This window comes from Bacteroides sp. AR29 (assembly GCF_900217715.1).
Classification (GTDB): domain Bacteria; phylum Bacteroidota; class Bacteroidia; order Bacteroidales; family Bacteroidaceae; genus Bacteroides; species Bacteroides uniformis.
This window is the reverse complement of the sequence record NZ_OBMS01000039.1, coordinates 1-15660: the sequence shown is the minus strand read 5'-3', so window position 1 is coordinate 15660 and position 15660 is coordinate 1. Positions and strand designations below refer to the sequence as shown.

At 37.0% G+C, this 15660-nt stretch carries 16 protein-coding genes; 1 reads left to right on the top strand and 15 read right to left on the bottom strand.

Translation table 11 applies throughout. The annotated features are described in order from the left end of the window. A partial coding sequence (locus CSD97_RS18155; RefSeq protein ID WP_143272445.1) for a transposase occupies window positions 1-277 on the top strand: 277 nt, incomplete at its 5' end. A 134-nt stretch (window positions 278-411) separates the two neighbouring features. Here CSD97_RS18155 and CSD97_RS18150 read toward each other — a convergent pair. From CSD97_RS18150 to CSD97_RS18080, 15 genes are all read right to left on the bottom strand, one after another. Next, window positions 412-843, bottom strand: a complete 432-nt coding sequence (locus CSD97_RS18150; protein ID WP_098032868.1) for a hypothetical protein — start codon at window positions 841-843, stop codon at window positions 412-414. Window positions 844-853: 10 nt separating this feature from the next. Continuing rightward, window positions 854-3574, bottom strand: coding sequence for an AAA domain-containing protein (locus tag CSD97_RS18145; RefSeq protein WP_098032867.1), 2721 nt, complete (start codon window positions 3572-3574; stop codon window positions 854-856). Between the two features lie 9 nt (window positions 3575-3583). After that, window positions 3584-3982 (bottom strand): hypothetical protein, encoded by a 399-nt coding sequence (locus tag CSD97_RS18140; protein ID WP_098032866.1) that lies wholly within the window; start codon window positions 3980-3982, stop codon window positions 3584-3586. Between the two features lie 7 nt (window positions 3983-3989). Further along, entirely contained in the window at window positions 3990-5729 is a 1740-nt protein-coding gene (locus CSD97_RS18135; RefSeq protein WP_098032865.1) for a DUF262 domain-containing protein, read from the bottom strand. A gap of 11 nt (window positions 5730-5740) precedes the next feature. Then, window positions 5741-7543, bottom strand: coding sequence for a hypothetical protein (locus CSD97_RS18130; protein WP_098032864.1), 1803 nt, complete (start codon window positions 7541-7543; stop codon window positions 5741-5743). 19 nt (window positions 7544-7562) lie between these two features. Further along, window positions 7563-7940, bottom strand: a complete 378-nt coding sequence (locus CSD97_RS18125; RefSeq protein ID WP_098032863.1) for a (deoxy)nucleoside triphosphate pyrophosphohydrolase — start codon at window positions 7938-7940, stop codon at window positions 7563-7565. Next, window positions 7940-10093: a DNA/RNA helicase domain-containing protein gene (locus CSD97_RS18120; RefSeq protein ID WP_244284059.1), complete on the bottom strand. Its 2154-nt coding sequence runs from the start codon at window positions 10091-10093 to the stop codon at window positions 7940-7942. The genes CSD97_RS18125 and CSD97_RS18120 overlap by 1 nt, the downstream gene beginning before the upstream one ends. A gap of 5 nt (window positions 10094-10098) precedes the next feature. Next, the gene (locus CSD97_RS18115; protein WP_074706305.1) at window positions 10099-10287 is read right to left on the bottom strand and encodes a helix-turn-helix transcriptional regulator; all 189 of its coding nucleotides are present in this window, start codon (window positions 10285-10287) and stop codon (window positions 10099-10101) included. A gap of 301 nt (window positions 10288-10588) precedes the next feature. Beyond that, window positions 10589-11122, bottom strand: coding sequence for a hypothetical protein (locus CSD97_RS18110; RefSeq protein ID WP_098032862.1), 534 nt, complete (start codon window positions 11120-11122; stop codon window positions 10589-10591). Window positions 11123-11125: 3 nt separating this feature from the next. Continuing rightward, window positions 11126-12310, bottom strand: a complete 1185-nt coding sequence (locus CSD97_RS18105) for a relaxase (RefSeq protein ID WP_098032861.1) — start codon at window positions 12308-12310, stop codon at window positions 11126-11128. Then, window positions 12307-12726 carry a metalloproteinase gene (locus CSD97_RS18100; RefSeq protein WP_098032860.1) on the bottom strand — a complete coding sequence of 140 codons (420 nt, stop codon included), beginning with the start codon at window positions 12724-12726 and terminating at the stop codon, window positions 12307-12309. Before CSD97_RS18100 ends, CSD97_RS18105 begins: the two co-directional genes overlap by 4 nt. Window positions 12727-12957: 231 nt before the next feature. Next, window positions 12958-14031 carry an AAA family ATPase gene (locus CSD97_RS18095; RefSeq protein ID WP_098032859.1) on the bottom strand — a complete coding sequence of 358 codons (1074 nt, stop codon included), beginning with the start codon at window positions 14029-14031 and terminating at the stop codon, window positions 12958-12960. A gap of 4 nt (window positions 14032-14035) precedes the next feature. Next, window positions 14036-14410, bottom strand: a complete 375-nt coding sequence (locus CSD97_RS18090) for a helix-turn-helix domain-containing protein (RefSeq protein WP_074706321.1) — start codon at window positions 14408-14410, stop codon at window positions 14036-14038. 103 nt (window positions 14411-14513) lie between these two features. Continuing rightward, the gene (locus tag CSD97_RS18085) at window positions 14514-15239 is read right to left on the bottom strand and encodes a hypothetical protein (RefSeq protein WP_098032858.1); all 726 of its coding nucleotides are present in this window, start codon (window positions 15237-15239) and stop codon (window positions 14514-14516) included. A gap of 183 nt (window positions 15240-15422) precedes the next feature. Next, on the bottom strand, window positions 15423-15660 hold a 238-nt coding region (locus CSD97_RS18080; protein ID WP_159461934.1), incomplete at its 5' end, for an ATP-binding protein.

Genomic DNA, 15660 nt, shown 5'->3' with positions numbered 1-15660 from the left:
CTGGCAGGACAACTGGGATAAGCTGTCCGAATACTTCCAGTATACTCCGGTCATCCGTAAGCTTATCTATACCACAAATACCGTTGAGGGGTATCACCGTCAGATCCGCAAGGTAACAAAAAACAAGGGCGTGTTCCCATCGGATACAGCCCTTGAGAAACTTGTTTATCTTGCATACCGCAATATACGTAAGAAATGGACCATGCCACTGGCCAATTGGGCTACCATCTCGCAACAACTGGCTATAAAGTTTGGAAACCGGTTTAAATTATTGTAATTTTACGCTCGTCGGGACGGGTGGTCCCGCCCCTTGGCGCGGGCCGTTCCCCGACCGATGAGTTTTCTAGAGATAAATAATGCGTGACACAGTTTATTTTACACTACCGTGTGAATTTAAAATTACAGGATATATCAACTTTCTTTATACATTCCTGGTCGTCTGAATTTGGTTTCTTCTTTTATCCTTTGGTTTAACTCAGAATCTGGTGGAATAATCTCATACTCGAATGCTTTCTCAAAAGCTCGTCTGCCTGCCTCAGTCAACAGTCCTCTATCTTCAAGATCCACGCATCTGTCCATGTTCAGTTGAGTCCAATGGCTCTTAGGTCGGCGAGGAGAGAGGCGCTGAGCCAACCGCCCATCGGGCAACCGTTTCAATGTAGAGTCAATCCAACCGAAACAAAGAGCTTCTTCCACAACCTCAATGTATGGTATAGCTGGCCACTCTGGACATTTACTGCGATATGTCACCACCCAACAACATTTCTCTTTGCGATGGTTCTCTTTGAGCCACTGCCGAAGTTCGGTGCGATTCCCAAAGTGGAGAAGATTAACTATTTCCATGGTACAATATCTATACGACTTTATTAAGGTTATTTGCAAGCATTTCTTCTATGGTTTCTACATTTACTGTATCAACTGTAGAAATACGGTAGGGTTTTAATCCATATTTAGAAAGGATATTGTCTTTTAGTTTATCTCTTGATTGCTGAACTTCACTTTGATTATGATATTTCCATCCATCCACTTCAATTGTCATTAAGGGCTTTTTGGTAATCGAATTATAGACTAAGAAATCTACATGAGACAACGCATTTGTAATGAAAGCAATTTCTTGAGTTTCTAGTCCATTAAAATCGGTTATAAGTCGAGAAAGAGGATAATGACAAACTACGTCACAGTTACTCATCTGTACTTTATCAATAGCTTTAACTAGAGTATCATATATTATATTTTCAGAGAGATATTCCGATACTTTACCGCTTTGAACCTCGTATGCCAATCTTTCTGCAGTGTATTGTTTGTATAGGATATCGAATACAGAATGAATCTTACTCTCCTTAACTTCGAAATTATTATACTGTATATACGAGATTAGTTGTGCCAAATTCGAATTTGATGGCATTTCATTACCATTTACCACAATACACAGTTTTGTTTTTGCACGCGAGATAGCCACGTTCATCAGGTTTGGATCATCTGAAAAATCAGTAGGAATATTATCCACCATACTCATAATAATCGCGTCACATTCTCTACCTTGAAACTTATGTACAGTACTTGCCACATCTTTACCCAATGCCTGGTTTATAGCTATTGCTTGATCCCTATATGGGGTGATAATACCAACACTATCAGATGTAGAGTATTCTGGCATTACCTCTTGAATTATAACATCGATTTCACGCTGGTTAAAATGCCCTCGTGCGTGGTTACCCGGTACAGTCTTTATTACTTGTAAAACCTTACCTTCATTATTATCAGAAGTCATGGCGATAAGTTCCCCATTATAGAACCGTTGATTACAAAAGTCTATAATTCTAGGGTGACAACGATAATGTTCTCTCAATAAAGTGACAGGTGCATCTTTTAATACCTTGACACAAGATTGAAGGAAACTATTTGTTGTTGCTTGATATTTTTCATCTACATGATATGTTGATTGTATAGCATTCAATGCTATTTCTTCTTCTTGACTTACCACATTCGGTAATTGTTTATCGTCACCAACTATTACTGCATTCATAGCACATGACAGGGCTAAAGCACCAGTTTTGATGTCAACTTGGGATGCCTCATCCATAATAAGATAGTCAAAAACCATATCTTTACTGATGCAAGCTTTTGCTGAATATGTAGTACTCAACACTACAGGATATTCCTTAAGGAAAGCCTCTGTCTGAGGTTTAATAGACGTAAGGGTAAATCTCTTTCGCTCACCTGTAAAACGTTTTGCTACTGAATTTTTCAGAACCTTTAACGACAATTGTCTTAAGTCTGTAACTCTTTGACTTATATCTATCGTTTTGAGCGAGTTTTCAATAGATAAGAGTTCATTCTCTAGCTCACGTTTTCTTGCAACATAATATGCTGACTCAAATGCTTTGATAACAGTTTGAGGTTCAGATTTTAATAGCTTGTATATTTTAAAACCTAATGCAAAACTCCATTTAAGCATTTGAAAGTGACTGACTTTTTTGCTATTTTCCATCAAAATGCCATACTGTAATCTGACAGACATTAACTTCTTTGATGGTTTGTTAAACAGCCATTTATGATTGTCAGACACTTCGTTATGCATTATGTCATATTTGGTCTCTTTCAGTAGCGCGTCAAGCTCTGATTTTAATAATGCATACTTAGATTGGCCATCAAAACATAGTGAGACATCCTTCAATGCTTGGGTAACTTGCTGTTTGATAGAATTTACTTCTTCAAATTTCCAGTTATCCATTAAAGGATAATTTTGCTGATTGGCTATAAAAAATTCTTTATTTTCAACGCTTCCTAATTTTGCGACAAGAAATCCTAATCCTTCTTTTTCCAATTTTTCTGCTACATTATCAACGGCAGAATTATTGTTTGAGACAACGAGAACACTTTTCTTTGCCAATAAAAGATTGGCTATAATATTCAGTATTGTTTGAGTTTTTCCGGTTCCTGGAGGACCTTGTATAACGCTTACCTGATTGGTTAATGCATTTTCTACAGCTTTCTTTTGGCTGGCATTGCAACCAAAAGGATAATATATAGTTTTAGGTATTCTATAAGTTGCTAGTTTTGTTTTATCACCCAAATACTGTGCTAAGGGAACATTATCTCTCTTAACATCGATGATTCCATACTGGAGAGAGAGAATATTATCACCTTCTTCAGTCATCAAACCTGTTTCAGTGGCTAGTTTCTTCAGGTATTCCCAAGTTGTTCCACCGTTTTTATCGATAGGTGTACGAGTTACATACACCTCGTCACCATCCAGATTCTCTGTAAATCCATTGTTATATACGACATGGTAGAAAATATGTCTCCCATCATCAAACCTGAGAAGTTCTGAAACATTGTTGATGTGTTTGTTCTTTATATAAAGACCCTTTTCTATTAAATTAACACCGATAGGATTGGTAAAATATAATAGTCTTGATTTGTTATAATTGAAAATCCGCTGCGATGTAGAAAATTTAACAGCCCATAAACCATTGTTGTTTTCACTTATATGAACGACTTGTTCGGTGACAAACATTCGTTTATCACCTTTCTTTTCCAAGTCGATTATCATATATTTCCGTGGATTCATTATCTATTCTTAATTAAAGAATCTACTTAAATACTCTTCTTGTTTCTCATCAAGTTCTTTAAATTGTGTATGGCGGTTGATACCTATGCTTTCGAGAGTATCTAGAGACAGTTCATTACCGTCATACATACTATATGTAGGAATAAGCTTATAACAATCATTATCTGCGATGAAAGGTGTTATCCAGCAAGAACTATCCTGTCGAACGCAACTTGTGTCTACAACCTCAAGACGGTAACGAACCTGATAATGACCTTTACCAATCAGATAGAGATAACATATATCTCCAACGTTGAGATTCTTATTTCGAGCCTTTTTCCAATAAGCGCATCCTAATTCTTGAATGCTCTTTACATGGTCAATCATGCTTTCTTTTCCTTTTAATAGGAATACTCGTATAGGTCTCATATTCAACTTATTTTATCAGTTCATTTGATTTAAGATAGTCTACAAAAGAATTAAGTATGCTATTATAGCGAGCCTCTATATCTGACTCCTTGAAATCTGTGTTTGAAGCTGCAAGATTAGTTAGTTCTCGTATCTTTGTTCCAGCTTTAGGACCTCTAGGCGTTTCATATCCATTATAATATTTCTTCTTATCTTCAAAACGGTAGTCTGATGCTCTAATGTTTATACGTTTTTCTAAGATGGCTTTGTTGCCAAGAGACTCAACAATTTCTTTACTTGTTAAACTATGTTCTTTTTCAAATCTATTTCTTGCATAGATGTGCTCAATCTCAATAACAGTTTCAAGTGACATTAATTCTTGATCATCAGAATTATAAGCCCACCATGTTATCATCGACTTAGTTAAAGGACGTCCATTAAAGAATTTGTAGTTATTGAAGATGTTTTTAAATTGTTGAATATCGAATTTATAATCCGCAAATGCCACATCTTTACCTTTGATGATGTTTACCATTTCAGCAAAGATCGGAGTACGTAAAGAGTTTAGACCAGGGTTTGTCAATGCATAAGCCCATACAAATGCAGTTGTTTTACACAAGAAAGTGTAAAATTTATCATCTTCTAAACTGCCGTCTTCATCCTTATAGTGCATAAAATAAACGGATGTGAAATATGTCCACATACTGTTAGGAGCATAATTCAGAACAAATAATCTACGCAATACTTTATCTGAAAATCTCTCCTTATTTTGATTGGAAACATCATTCCAAAATGAGGCCAATAATTTAAGATTTTCAAATGTGGCCGTTGATTGCAGAAGTTTATAACCATCTCGTTCATAAAATTTACGCAAAGCTTCTGTTGTTGAACTCTTGATTTCTTTTAGTGCTCTTTCATAGTACATGTAACGGCTAAAGAGTTCATCCATTGGGGTTCCATATATAGGATGGAAAATTTTCTCTGCAAGTTCTTCTAATTCTTTCCATTGAGTTATAAACTCATCCTTTTTACCCAGTTTACTATAAAACTTATAGAACTGAGCTTTGAATATATCAGCATCGGAAAGTGGTTTACCCCTGTCATTCAATGTAGAGAATATTCTGAGTGCAGTGTCTTGAGATTCTGCCTCAATAGGAAGTAGAATACAATTGTTTAATATACGTATCGGAAGATATGGAAAATAACTAGGATATTGTTTCAAGAACTTATCTATTTCTTTTTGGAAGAAACGATAGTTATCTGCATACTTACTTTTCTGTTCAGAAGTTACCATTCCAGATTTAAGGATGGAAAGAAATTCATCTTTATCCTTATCAGTAGCAACTTGTGAATCAATTTTAAGAATATTCATATCTGGACTTCCGAACTCATCGGTCTTCCAAATACATTTGGCTATATTTTCACGAGTCTTGACGGAGTTTGCATCCTTCATATTGTCAAACATGCTGTAAAATGCACGCAAAAGTAGCATCAAAGTAGTTAATCTTTGTTGACCGTCGATTACTTCAAGTTTGCCATTGTCGTTGCGGAATGTAACAATAGGTCCTAGAAAATATTCATCTTTACTACCATCAAACTTTTCGTAATCATCATCAGGAAAAGCAAATGCAAAAATATCATCCCACAGTGTTTGACATTCCTTATCTTCCCAAGCATAAGGGCGTTGATAATCTGGTATTAGAAAATCAGCTTTATTATTTTGAAAAAGATCCTTTACGGATTTTTGGTCTACATTTAACTTTGACATAACTTTAGTTCTTAATTGTTATATGGTAGTTTAATTTTGGAGAGATTATAAATCGGAAAGGTTGTAAACACATTTCTATCTTCATCTTCCATTTGAGTCACTATGTATTCTGCAATATCCTTATTATCCAAGAGAATATATGCCGCTGCCTTAATCATTAAGTCATCAGACTGAGTCAACCTCAATAGAGAACTTTTTTCTTCATCAGTCAATGGTCGCATTCTTTTCTTGATTTGCAACTCATTTATATGATGTATGTTTACTAATGTTGAATCCTCATTGACTCCCATAAGCCACTGAGAAAATGATAGTGAAACATTTAATACATGTTCTCTTTTAGAATTCAGTGATTTCATTAATAACTCGTCAGATGCTTTAATCATCTCCAGTAAATCAAGATTTGCTTGTAACAACACTCTTTTATCTATTGATGTGTATTTCTCATACGAATTAATTATCTTTTCGTATGGGATATTATCGAACATAACATATCCCTTTTGTTCAAGCCATGAAAATGGTGGAACCTGAAATGGAAGCTCGCCATTTCCGCTTGTTACCTTTATGTTCGAACTCTCAAAGAAATCATCTATGTAATACTTTCCATTGTCATCACAATGGCTACTTAATAGTAAGCATATGTTTGCTATATTCAACCTAAATACGCCATTGGGGTTGTTCAAACTGATCGATTGATGTTCTATCAATGTTGAATATAGATTTTTTATTGATATATTATCATCTTCATCAAACTCATTATAATCAATTGGGGTAATGACATTAAGAAACTCCATTACCTGAGCATGTTTCTTGAAATCTTCTAATTTATTTTCAATATGAGATAGAATGGGAGCATCTACAGAAGATTTTAAATCAAATGAATGCTCACCAAATTTAATGTGTTTCTCTTTAAGAATCTGCAAATATGTAGTATATGCGATAATGTATTGTTCAGTTGTTTTGGCAATAATATCGATATTTACATTGTTTTCTTTAATCAACGGATCATTATTTATTTTCAGTGATAATATACCAGGTATTTCGTATGTTGTAAATTGTTTTGAGATACTATGGTTATATGATTCACTAACAACAACATCACTGATTTTTACAGTTTCTTCTTTTGATGATCTTATCTCAGGAAAGTAAATCGTCATTCGGCCATTACCCAAAGGAATTTCTGCACCTTCTTTAGTTTTGACATAGATAAATGATTTAAAGCCTTCAAAAATATCTTTTGCAAAATTCTCCTTCTTTCCTTGTAAAGAAAAGCCCCATTGGTATTCTTGTGCATTTTGGATATCTTCAATCTTTAATTCATTCTTATTGGCAAAACTTTTCTGCTTAATGCAATCTTCCATAAAACCTGCCAATTGTATGGAGACAATAGATTTATTATCATCCAAATAATCAAAGGAATATGTTTTTGTTTTCTGTCCTTCTTTTAAAACTGATAATTCACTCCTAATTTCTATGGGAGCCATCATTTTATAAAAGATTCTCGATGCCCCATCTTCCTTAACCTCTACTACAAAAAAGACAAATCCTTCGCTACGAGAATTTTTCAAGAAAACAGTTTCCACAGGAAAACTTTCCTTTTCTTCAAAATCGTTAACCTGCTTTCCTTTAATTTGAATACGTAAACTTCCGACATAGTTTGCTCTAATATCCTTCTTATGTTTGTAGATATTCAAAAAACCATCCCAATCAGGAGATTTGTCATTCTCCTGAATTTGGGGTGAAATGAGTTCGCAGGTATTGAAATATCGTCTAACAGCACCTGTAGCAAGTTCTTCTATGTCTTTTTTACTCAACATTAATATTGACTAAGTTATATTAATTAAGTTTATTTACAATTTCCTTATCTGCGGGCAACCACTCAACACTATCAAGTAATTCAGCGGTCAGCCATCGGGCCGATTTATGTTCTCTAAGCTCTATTTCTCCAGCCTTAATACCACATAGATAGCAATGCATTGTCAGATGGAATGATGGATAGTCATATTCCGTAGTGCAGAGAAACTTGTCGATGGTTATATCTATGCTCAATTCCTCTTGGATTTCACGTTTGAGAGCAACTTCTGGACTTTCGCCGGGCTCAATCTTTCCACCAGGGAACTCCCACATCCCTTCAAATTCTCCATATCCACGCTGAGTGGCAAAGTATGTTCCATCTCGATGTATAATCGCTGCAACGACTTCTATAACTTTCATTATATTTCCTTTATACCAATACTTTTAAAATATTCATATGTACTATCATAAAACTCCGGCAATCGTGTAGCATCTTCAGGAAAGCCTTCAGAATTGAGTCTTGAATTACCATTAGGCACGCATATTATAATACCTTGTCTAGCCCTTGTTAATAGAACTCGGTAAGCATTAAGCATATATTTCTGATTATTCAAATTTTTCTCAGGGATCCATCTGGTTTTTCCATTGAATTTGAAAAAATCCCATTTATGATTGTTGTATCGCATATCTGCATCCCATAAAATACAAGCAAAGTCTAACTCTAAACCTTGGACCTGAATTTCTGTTGCTGCTTCTTCTAAATAGTTAGATGAACGAATATCGGTCTTATCCTCAAGAAACCAGTGAACCGCATTTTCATCTCCTTGAGCAATAACATTTACGGCCTGAGGCTTAAAACGAACAGCGACTTTTGAGACTAATATTCCAGTTTGTTGTGTACCTCGCGCATTCTTTCTAAGCCACATTCTTGCGGTTTCAATATTTCTTGTTAAGAAAATAGGATATCCTTTTTGTTGAATATCTTTATATAATGAGATAGCATCTACGTTGAAACTTAGCAACGAATGTATAAAATTTGATAATGACTCAGCTCTAAAAGAGCGCATACTAACACTAAGATGTAAATTGTCTGAATATGTAACTTTGGTGTTATTTTCTAATAATTCATTAACCTTACCTTCTGCATATTCCGGTTCAGTGAGTTTATTTGATATATATATATTCCAATGTTTAAATTGTGTATTTAAAGCATTGATCCATTCTGATATACCTGCTTCTCCAGTGTTGATTTCTTGGCCACCACCGACCAGGCATATAATTACGGCCCAATCTTCTCTCTGATCTAATGACCATATCAAAAAAGCGGCTTCTGACATAGGAAAATTGGGTACTTTAAGCTTATTGCCATATGTTCCTCCACGTTTAAGATAAAGTGCTATGCGTTCATGTGTCCATGTTCGTTGTGCTTCATCGAATATGGCAATATGTTCAACTTCGCCATATCCAGATTCTTTATATTTAACGGCTTTTTGTGGATCAATTTCTAGAATTCCGTTTTCAACAGGATTCTTGATTTTTGCAAGCATGTTATCCCTATAACGGTGAATTATTTGAATAAATTCTGAAACCTCTCTTCGTGAATCCGAAAGATTCTTTCGTTCTCCTTTAAGTCTACATTTTTTTTGATTATCTTGAGCTAAAGCTTCTGTCAAAACGGCTACAAGAGGACCGTTTCCTGAAAGATATACAGCACCATTATCTTTATCCTTTTCTCCTTCTTTATATGTCTGCTTAATCGCAACATCAAGTCCAACTAATGTTTTTCCTGCACCAGGAACACCTGTAACAAAACAAATACTCTTTCTTTTGTTATTTTTGCTTTCTTCAATTACCTTTAAAAGATAATTTATTGTGGTATCTGTAGATGCTTTATCAGCCTCATGTTTCGTAATATCTTCAACTGAATGATTTTCGTACAATGTACGTGCTGCTTCTACAATAGTAGGGGTTGGAACATATGGGCTTATAATCCAATTTTGTCCCCATTGTTTGTGTTCAAATTCACACTGCATAGACTCCAAAATCCGTTCTATTACAGTTTTTAATGTTGTTTCTGATGCAATAATAGGATTTGCAATCCCATCATTGTAGACAGATGGCTGAATATTTGCAATCTTTTTATTGTATTTTGTAGGAATTAATATCGGAGCAATAGGTTTGTTGCCACTATATAGATGAAAGTTTTTTAAATCTAAGGCATAGTCAAGAACTTGTTCTACATCGTTTTGTAATGCTTCACTTTTACCAACCTTAAACTCAAGGCAAAACACTATGCCTTTTAATAGGAGTACTACATCTATTCGTTTGCCAAGACGAGGTATTGCATATTCGAATATAATATGCGCATCTTCATCCTTCCATGTTTCTAAAACACTTTTCAGTATACGAATTTCTTCCTCCCACGATTCGTTTGTAGTAGTTAAGCTAGAACCATGATAAGATGATATCAATTCACCTAAAATCTCTGTATTTTTAGTCTGTAAAAAATCATAGATTGCTGAATGATATAAGCACCTCGTAGATTTAAGGACTGAATTTTCAATCATAGTCATGGGTATTAATTACTTTTAATCAATTCTTTAGGATCAACATTCAGTATTTTAGCAATCTCGAATAATACTTCAAGGCTAGGTTGACGACGATTACAAACATATGAGTTTACCATACAGAAACTCTTACCTAACTTTTCTGCAAGCCAAGTTTGTTTGATGCCTCGTTCCTCAAGTACTTCTTTTATGCGATTCATGTGCGTGTATTTACTATTATTAAGCAAAGATATATAATATTATGCAATAAAAAGATATAACAAGAAGAAAATTAGATGAATCACATAAAAAAAGCAGTTATTTCCATTTTGGAAACAACCACCCAGAAATGCTTACTTATTATCAAATAGCAGCGGTAATCCCTAAAATGGCATATGTCCGAACCTTACAAATATTTTTTGTAAGTGTCGGACAAATGCTTAATCAAAGGTATATGTTTAGAAATAACAGTCTGACTCAATTAGAAAAATTCTAATACCCTCGGACAAATGGTCTAAGTATCTACTTTGATTCTTCCATCAATTTCGGAATAACAATTACCAACCCTATACTCACAAAGGCTATTCCTATGCTCCACCAGAAAATCTTCCAGAGCAAGTTTGAGTTTAGCAAATGAATATTGGCTGCTATGGTGCAGATGAAAAAACAGAAGAGGGTGACAAGGCAAATGACTGAAATGTAGAATACGCGTGTCGGCACTCTGATTCTATCTTCATCTTTATGTTCCTTCATTCTGGCTTCGAATTTGGAGTACTGAACATCAAGTTCATTGCTGAGTTTACTGATTAAGCCATTCCCTAAATTCTCTGTTTGCTTCAAGGTTGTACTGGCTATTTTGTACTCGTAATGTTGCACGGCATTTACCAGTTGCTCAAGACCTGTACGCATATCATGGATATTGTCGTTCAGCTTCATGAGTTCTTCGGCATTAACCTTCAGAAGTTTGTTCTCTTCTTCATAACGCTCTCGATATTCTTGATTGGTACGTGCTTCGGCACTCTCAATCTCTGCCGAAAAATCAAATTTCTTCTTCATAGGCTACCGTCTGAATCCAGTTTTAGGTTTCTTTCCCAATGAGCGACTGGCAGCAAGTGCGCATTTGCGTGCCCACTTCAAGTCGTCATCGTCTTTATCTCTCCATGGCAGGTCGCTTTGTGAACCTCCACCGCCACTGCCAACATTTACATCCTGAGCTGCAAGCAAGCCGACAAAAATAGAAACAGCCATATCGGTAAGTTCCTGGGCATTGCTGATAAAACGGTAGTCGAATTCATCGTCAAACATCGTAAGTACTTTTTCGGGGATATAGAATCCATGTTCATGTCCATTAGTGGTGAGGCGATAAGGAACTGTTCCATGTTCATATTGAGTGTATCCCACACAGGGTCTTGTTATAGACTTAGACTCACGCATTTTTTGTGGGTGATTGTTTTCGGGATGTTCTTTCATCCAGGTCTGATAGAGTTTTGATGCCATCAGATTTCTACCTACACCCAATTCGGATGCCTTGTATCTGGCATTTCCTTTTTGAAGGATATAACCACGGAGAATGTTTTTACTATCTCTGCGTTCAAGGACAGAATATCCCTTTCGGATGAGAACTGCTTTGTAATCCATCCACGACCATGAGGACATGCCTCGGATAATCTCCATGCAGTCATTGTTCACTTGATGAATGTTGTTGTTCCTTACCTGTGCTGCCGTTATCCAGCCTCTGCGCAAGGCTACTAGTTCGGCTGCACGCTGTGCCCTAAGGTGGATATGGTGATCGTTGTTTATATTGCCATCTTCATCCACTCGACATACAGCGCCATGTAGATGTGGTACTCCTCCATTGGATTCTGTATGCAGCCACAATGTATGTTTACTATTCATCAGGTGTGTTTGATTGGAGATGATTTTGCCGTTCTTATCCTGAATCTTTTGCTTGTCAAACTCGGCAAGAAACTCAAGCCAAAGGTCTTTCCAATCGGCAGGATTGAAATACTTGGTATGTTCGGGTGATGGACTTAGCTCTATGCGGATGACCGAATTCTTCATGTTCTTGTACGCTGAGAGTGTAAATAACATGGAGTTCCAGATTCCCATAGCATCAAGATGAGAGGGAAGCAGATTGTCCATAATACGATGTATCTTTTCGGGATGCTTTTTGTTGTGCGATTCACCGGTGATGTAACGGATTCCGTTTATCCCATGCGATATTGCTTTGGCCTTTGCTATCATAAGTCATCGGTTTGGTTGTTAGACGGAATGTTGTTCGGGACTCTCACGCTTTCGAGGAACTGGCAAACAGCCTCGGCTACATCTCCCAGTTTTTGAAGCCAGCCAACCATAAATGGTATTCGGTTGAACATCTCCAATCGTTGTTTATTATTCATGCCGTGCAAAGCTGATACGTAATTCACCAAGTCAGCACGACAATTATCCAGGTTCTGTAAGAGGAGAGATTCTTCTTTGGTGAGTCTGGCTTTTGGCTTATAGTTATAGGCTCTGGCTAGAAGATAATCACTGACGGTCATGCCGCATTGATTGGCAAGCGCATGGATTTCCTCTTTCTGTTGCGGTGTTACTTTGGCTCCAACGAATACGTTTCTCTTCGTAATGGGAGTGGGGTTCGTTTGATTTATCTTATTCTTCATATGGATGTCTTTTTATAAATGAAAAGGGTGCGAGCTTGCGAGTAGCATACCAGCTGTGTAACAGAGCTGGCGAGAGGGCCAAAGTGGAATCTCAACGTAAGTGAGGTTATACCTTGGCATATCTCGCAACAGATACCTGTTGTATTCTGCTAAGCAATCTATAGGATTTAGTAAAATGTAGAGTTTTACTTTATTCCTATATATATGCCCCCGAAATAAAGTAAAGTTGAATCAATAATGAAAGTCAGGCATGAAATGGTAGCCGTTTTTCTCCTTAACCACCATCCGCTTGTTGGTGAGAAATTTCAGAACATCTACCGATTTATTGTAACTGAGTTTGTACCCTGCACTGGCATAACCATTTTGCAATGCTTCACGCACTTGCTCATAACCGCTAATATCTCCATTGGCAAATGTTAGTTCAAGAGCTTTGCGGTGTACTGTTTCAGAAATGTCTTTATAGGGATCAAACGGTTCCTTTTTAGGTCGACCAACTTTCTTCTCTTTTGGTGCGTAGGATTCCACCAATTCAGGCAATGCCTCTTCATTGATGCGAAAGGCGAATGGCTCAAACTCCTTGTCACGAATGTGTACAGCCTCGACTATGCTTATTGACTTATCCTCCTTGTTTACCTCAACCTGCATGATGCTCTCGGCCTTGTTGTTTAACTCCGTTCCGATGTGACCACGGGCATGCTCGTCATTCTTGTTTTGGTGAAGAATGGTGTGAATATGGATCTGAAGGTCCTCAGTCCATTGCATCAGTTTAGAGATTATTTTGGTTGCCTCGCTTGGAGAATTAATGTCATAGACGAAATCACGGATACCATCTATTATAACAAGACCAATATTCGGAATTGTATTCAAAGCATACTCCACAATATCCAATCGTTCCTCTGGAGTATATTTGCGGAGTGCCAATATCTTCAGGTTTTCGGGTTCCATGTCTATCGGCAAATTAGCCAAGCGGACAATTCGCTTTAGTACATTCTGGCAATGGTGGCGTCCCTGCTCGGTGTCAATGTAAAGGATGTTTCGTTTGTCCGATGGAAAATCAGCATTGTAACGGAGCACTTCGTCGTTCGATAAGGCAGAAGCAACTATGGCAGAGACATTGAATGTCTTTTTACTCTTTGCCTTACCGATGGATGCACTGAAATTGCCGAGTGTCCCGATAACAGCATCCCCAACTCTCAAGACTTCGGGCGAACAGGTGTACTGATCGACCATGTGAATAGTGGATTCCTCAATGCAGGCTGCCAACTCATCGGGCAGCATCTTACGGATGTTTTCTTTGTATTCCATAATGCTACCACTTTAAGGGTTTTGCCTTGCGACGGAACGATGCCGAAAGTTTCTCATTCTCTTCCTCGGCTGTCAAGGGAACCGGATTCTTGCGAGAAAGTTCCAGCCATTTGTCGAGTTCATCCCGATAGATCAAAAGATGCTTGCCTTGCTTGATAGCAGGAAGACCATCATTCTTTACCTTGTAATAGAAGGTTGACAGAGGCATTTTAAGGTATTCACACGCTTCCTGTACGCTCATGAGTACATGCGTGTTCTCCTTTACCTCATTACGATTTTTGATGTTCTCTTTAATCGTCGTTTCCAGACTTGCGATTTTCTCGCACAACTCACCTACAACTGTTGGTAGGTCGTTAAATGTAAATTCTTTTGTTACCATGTTTTTTAACTTTGAGGTTTAACATGGTGCAAATGAATATAATGAATAATCGCAGAAATAGTGCAGACTGGAATAATAATCTTGCTGAACAAGTAAATTATTACTAAGCAGCTATAGTCTTCTTCATTGAGTTGAATTTGTAGTCACCCTTGGCTGGTCTATCTATTGGTATTGATGCCGGAATAACATCACGGAGATTCCTTTCAAGATACTCAACAGTTGCATCACGAAGTTCAAATGGAAATGAAGCCTTAATAAAAATGGCACGTTCTCTATTTGGAATTCCTAATCTTTCGCCAATGTTCCATGCCAAATGGCGTAAATCGGGCGACCTTAATGGATTGTTTAAATCAGAGCGAATACTTTTATAAGAACTTGTATGACCTATTGCCATACAGTTGATGTTCTCCAATAAAATCAAAACATCCTCTTTCTTTAGATATGGTGCTACTGTGTAGGTAACATACTCACGTACAGCCTCCATGATGAGTACTTTGCGTTTAATGTTTTCCTTTTCGATGTTCTCCTGTAGCATCGCATACTTATCAAGGTAGGAATAGCTAGTATCTTTTGAGGTATCATTTCTAGTGTCATTTTTGGTGTCATTCAGGATTTCTTGTCCACCTTTCAAGGTTTCTTGTCCACTTTTCTTGTCCACTTTCGGGATTTCTTGTCCACCAACTTCATTCTCTTGAGTATCATTATTTGCTTTTTGGGGTTCACTTTGGGGTTCTTTTTGGGGTTCATTTTGGGGTTCATTTATTGTAGAGGAAACAGAGATGAATTCTTTTTGCACACCCAACAACAAAAGATTAGAGTTCTCCATCATAATATGGTAGAAAAATCTTTTTGTACAAGCAAAAGAAACTGTTATTACAACAAAACCTAGTATTATAGGTGTTGGAAAATCCAGTGTAAGCTGCCCCCTAAAACCAAGCGATTCTGCCCCCTTAAAACATTCAACAATGCCCCCTTAAAAAGTCTTGACCGATGGGGTTATTATTATTTTAGTTTATTTCCCTCTGTATGCAGCCATTTTACGGACACTTTCTCCTGTCAGCTCAATCCGGTGCGCCGTATGTATAATACGATCCATAATGGCATCTGCTACTGTAGGGTCTCCGATTGCATCATACCAATTGTCCGTTGGCAGTTGCGAGGTGATGATGATGGACTTGCGCCCATGTCGGTCCTCTATTATATCGAGCAGGATGGGTCGTTCCTTGGCATCAAGGTTCACAAGGAAGAGG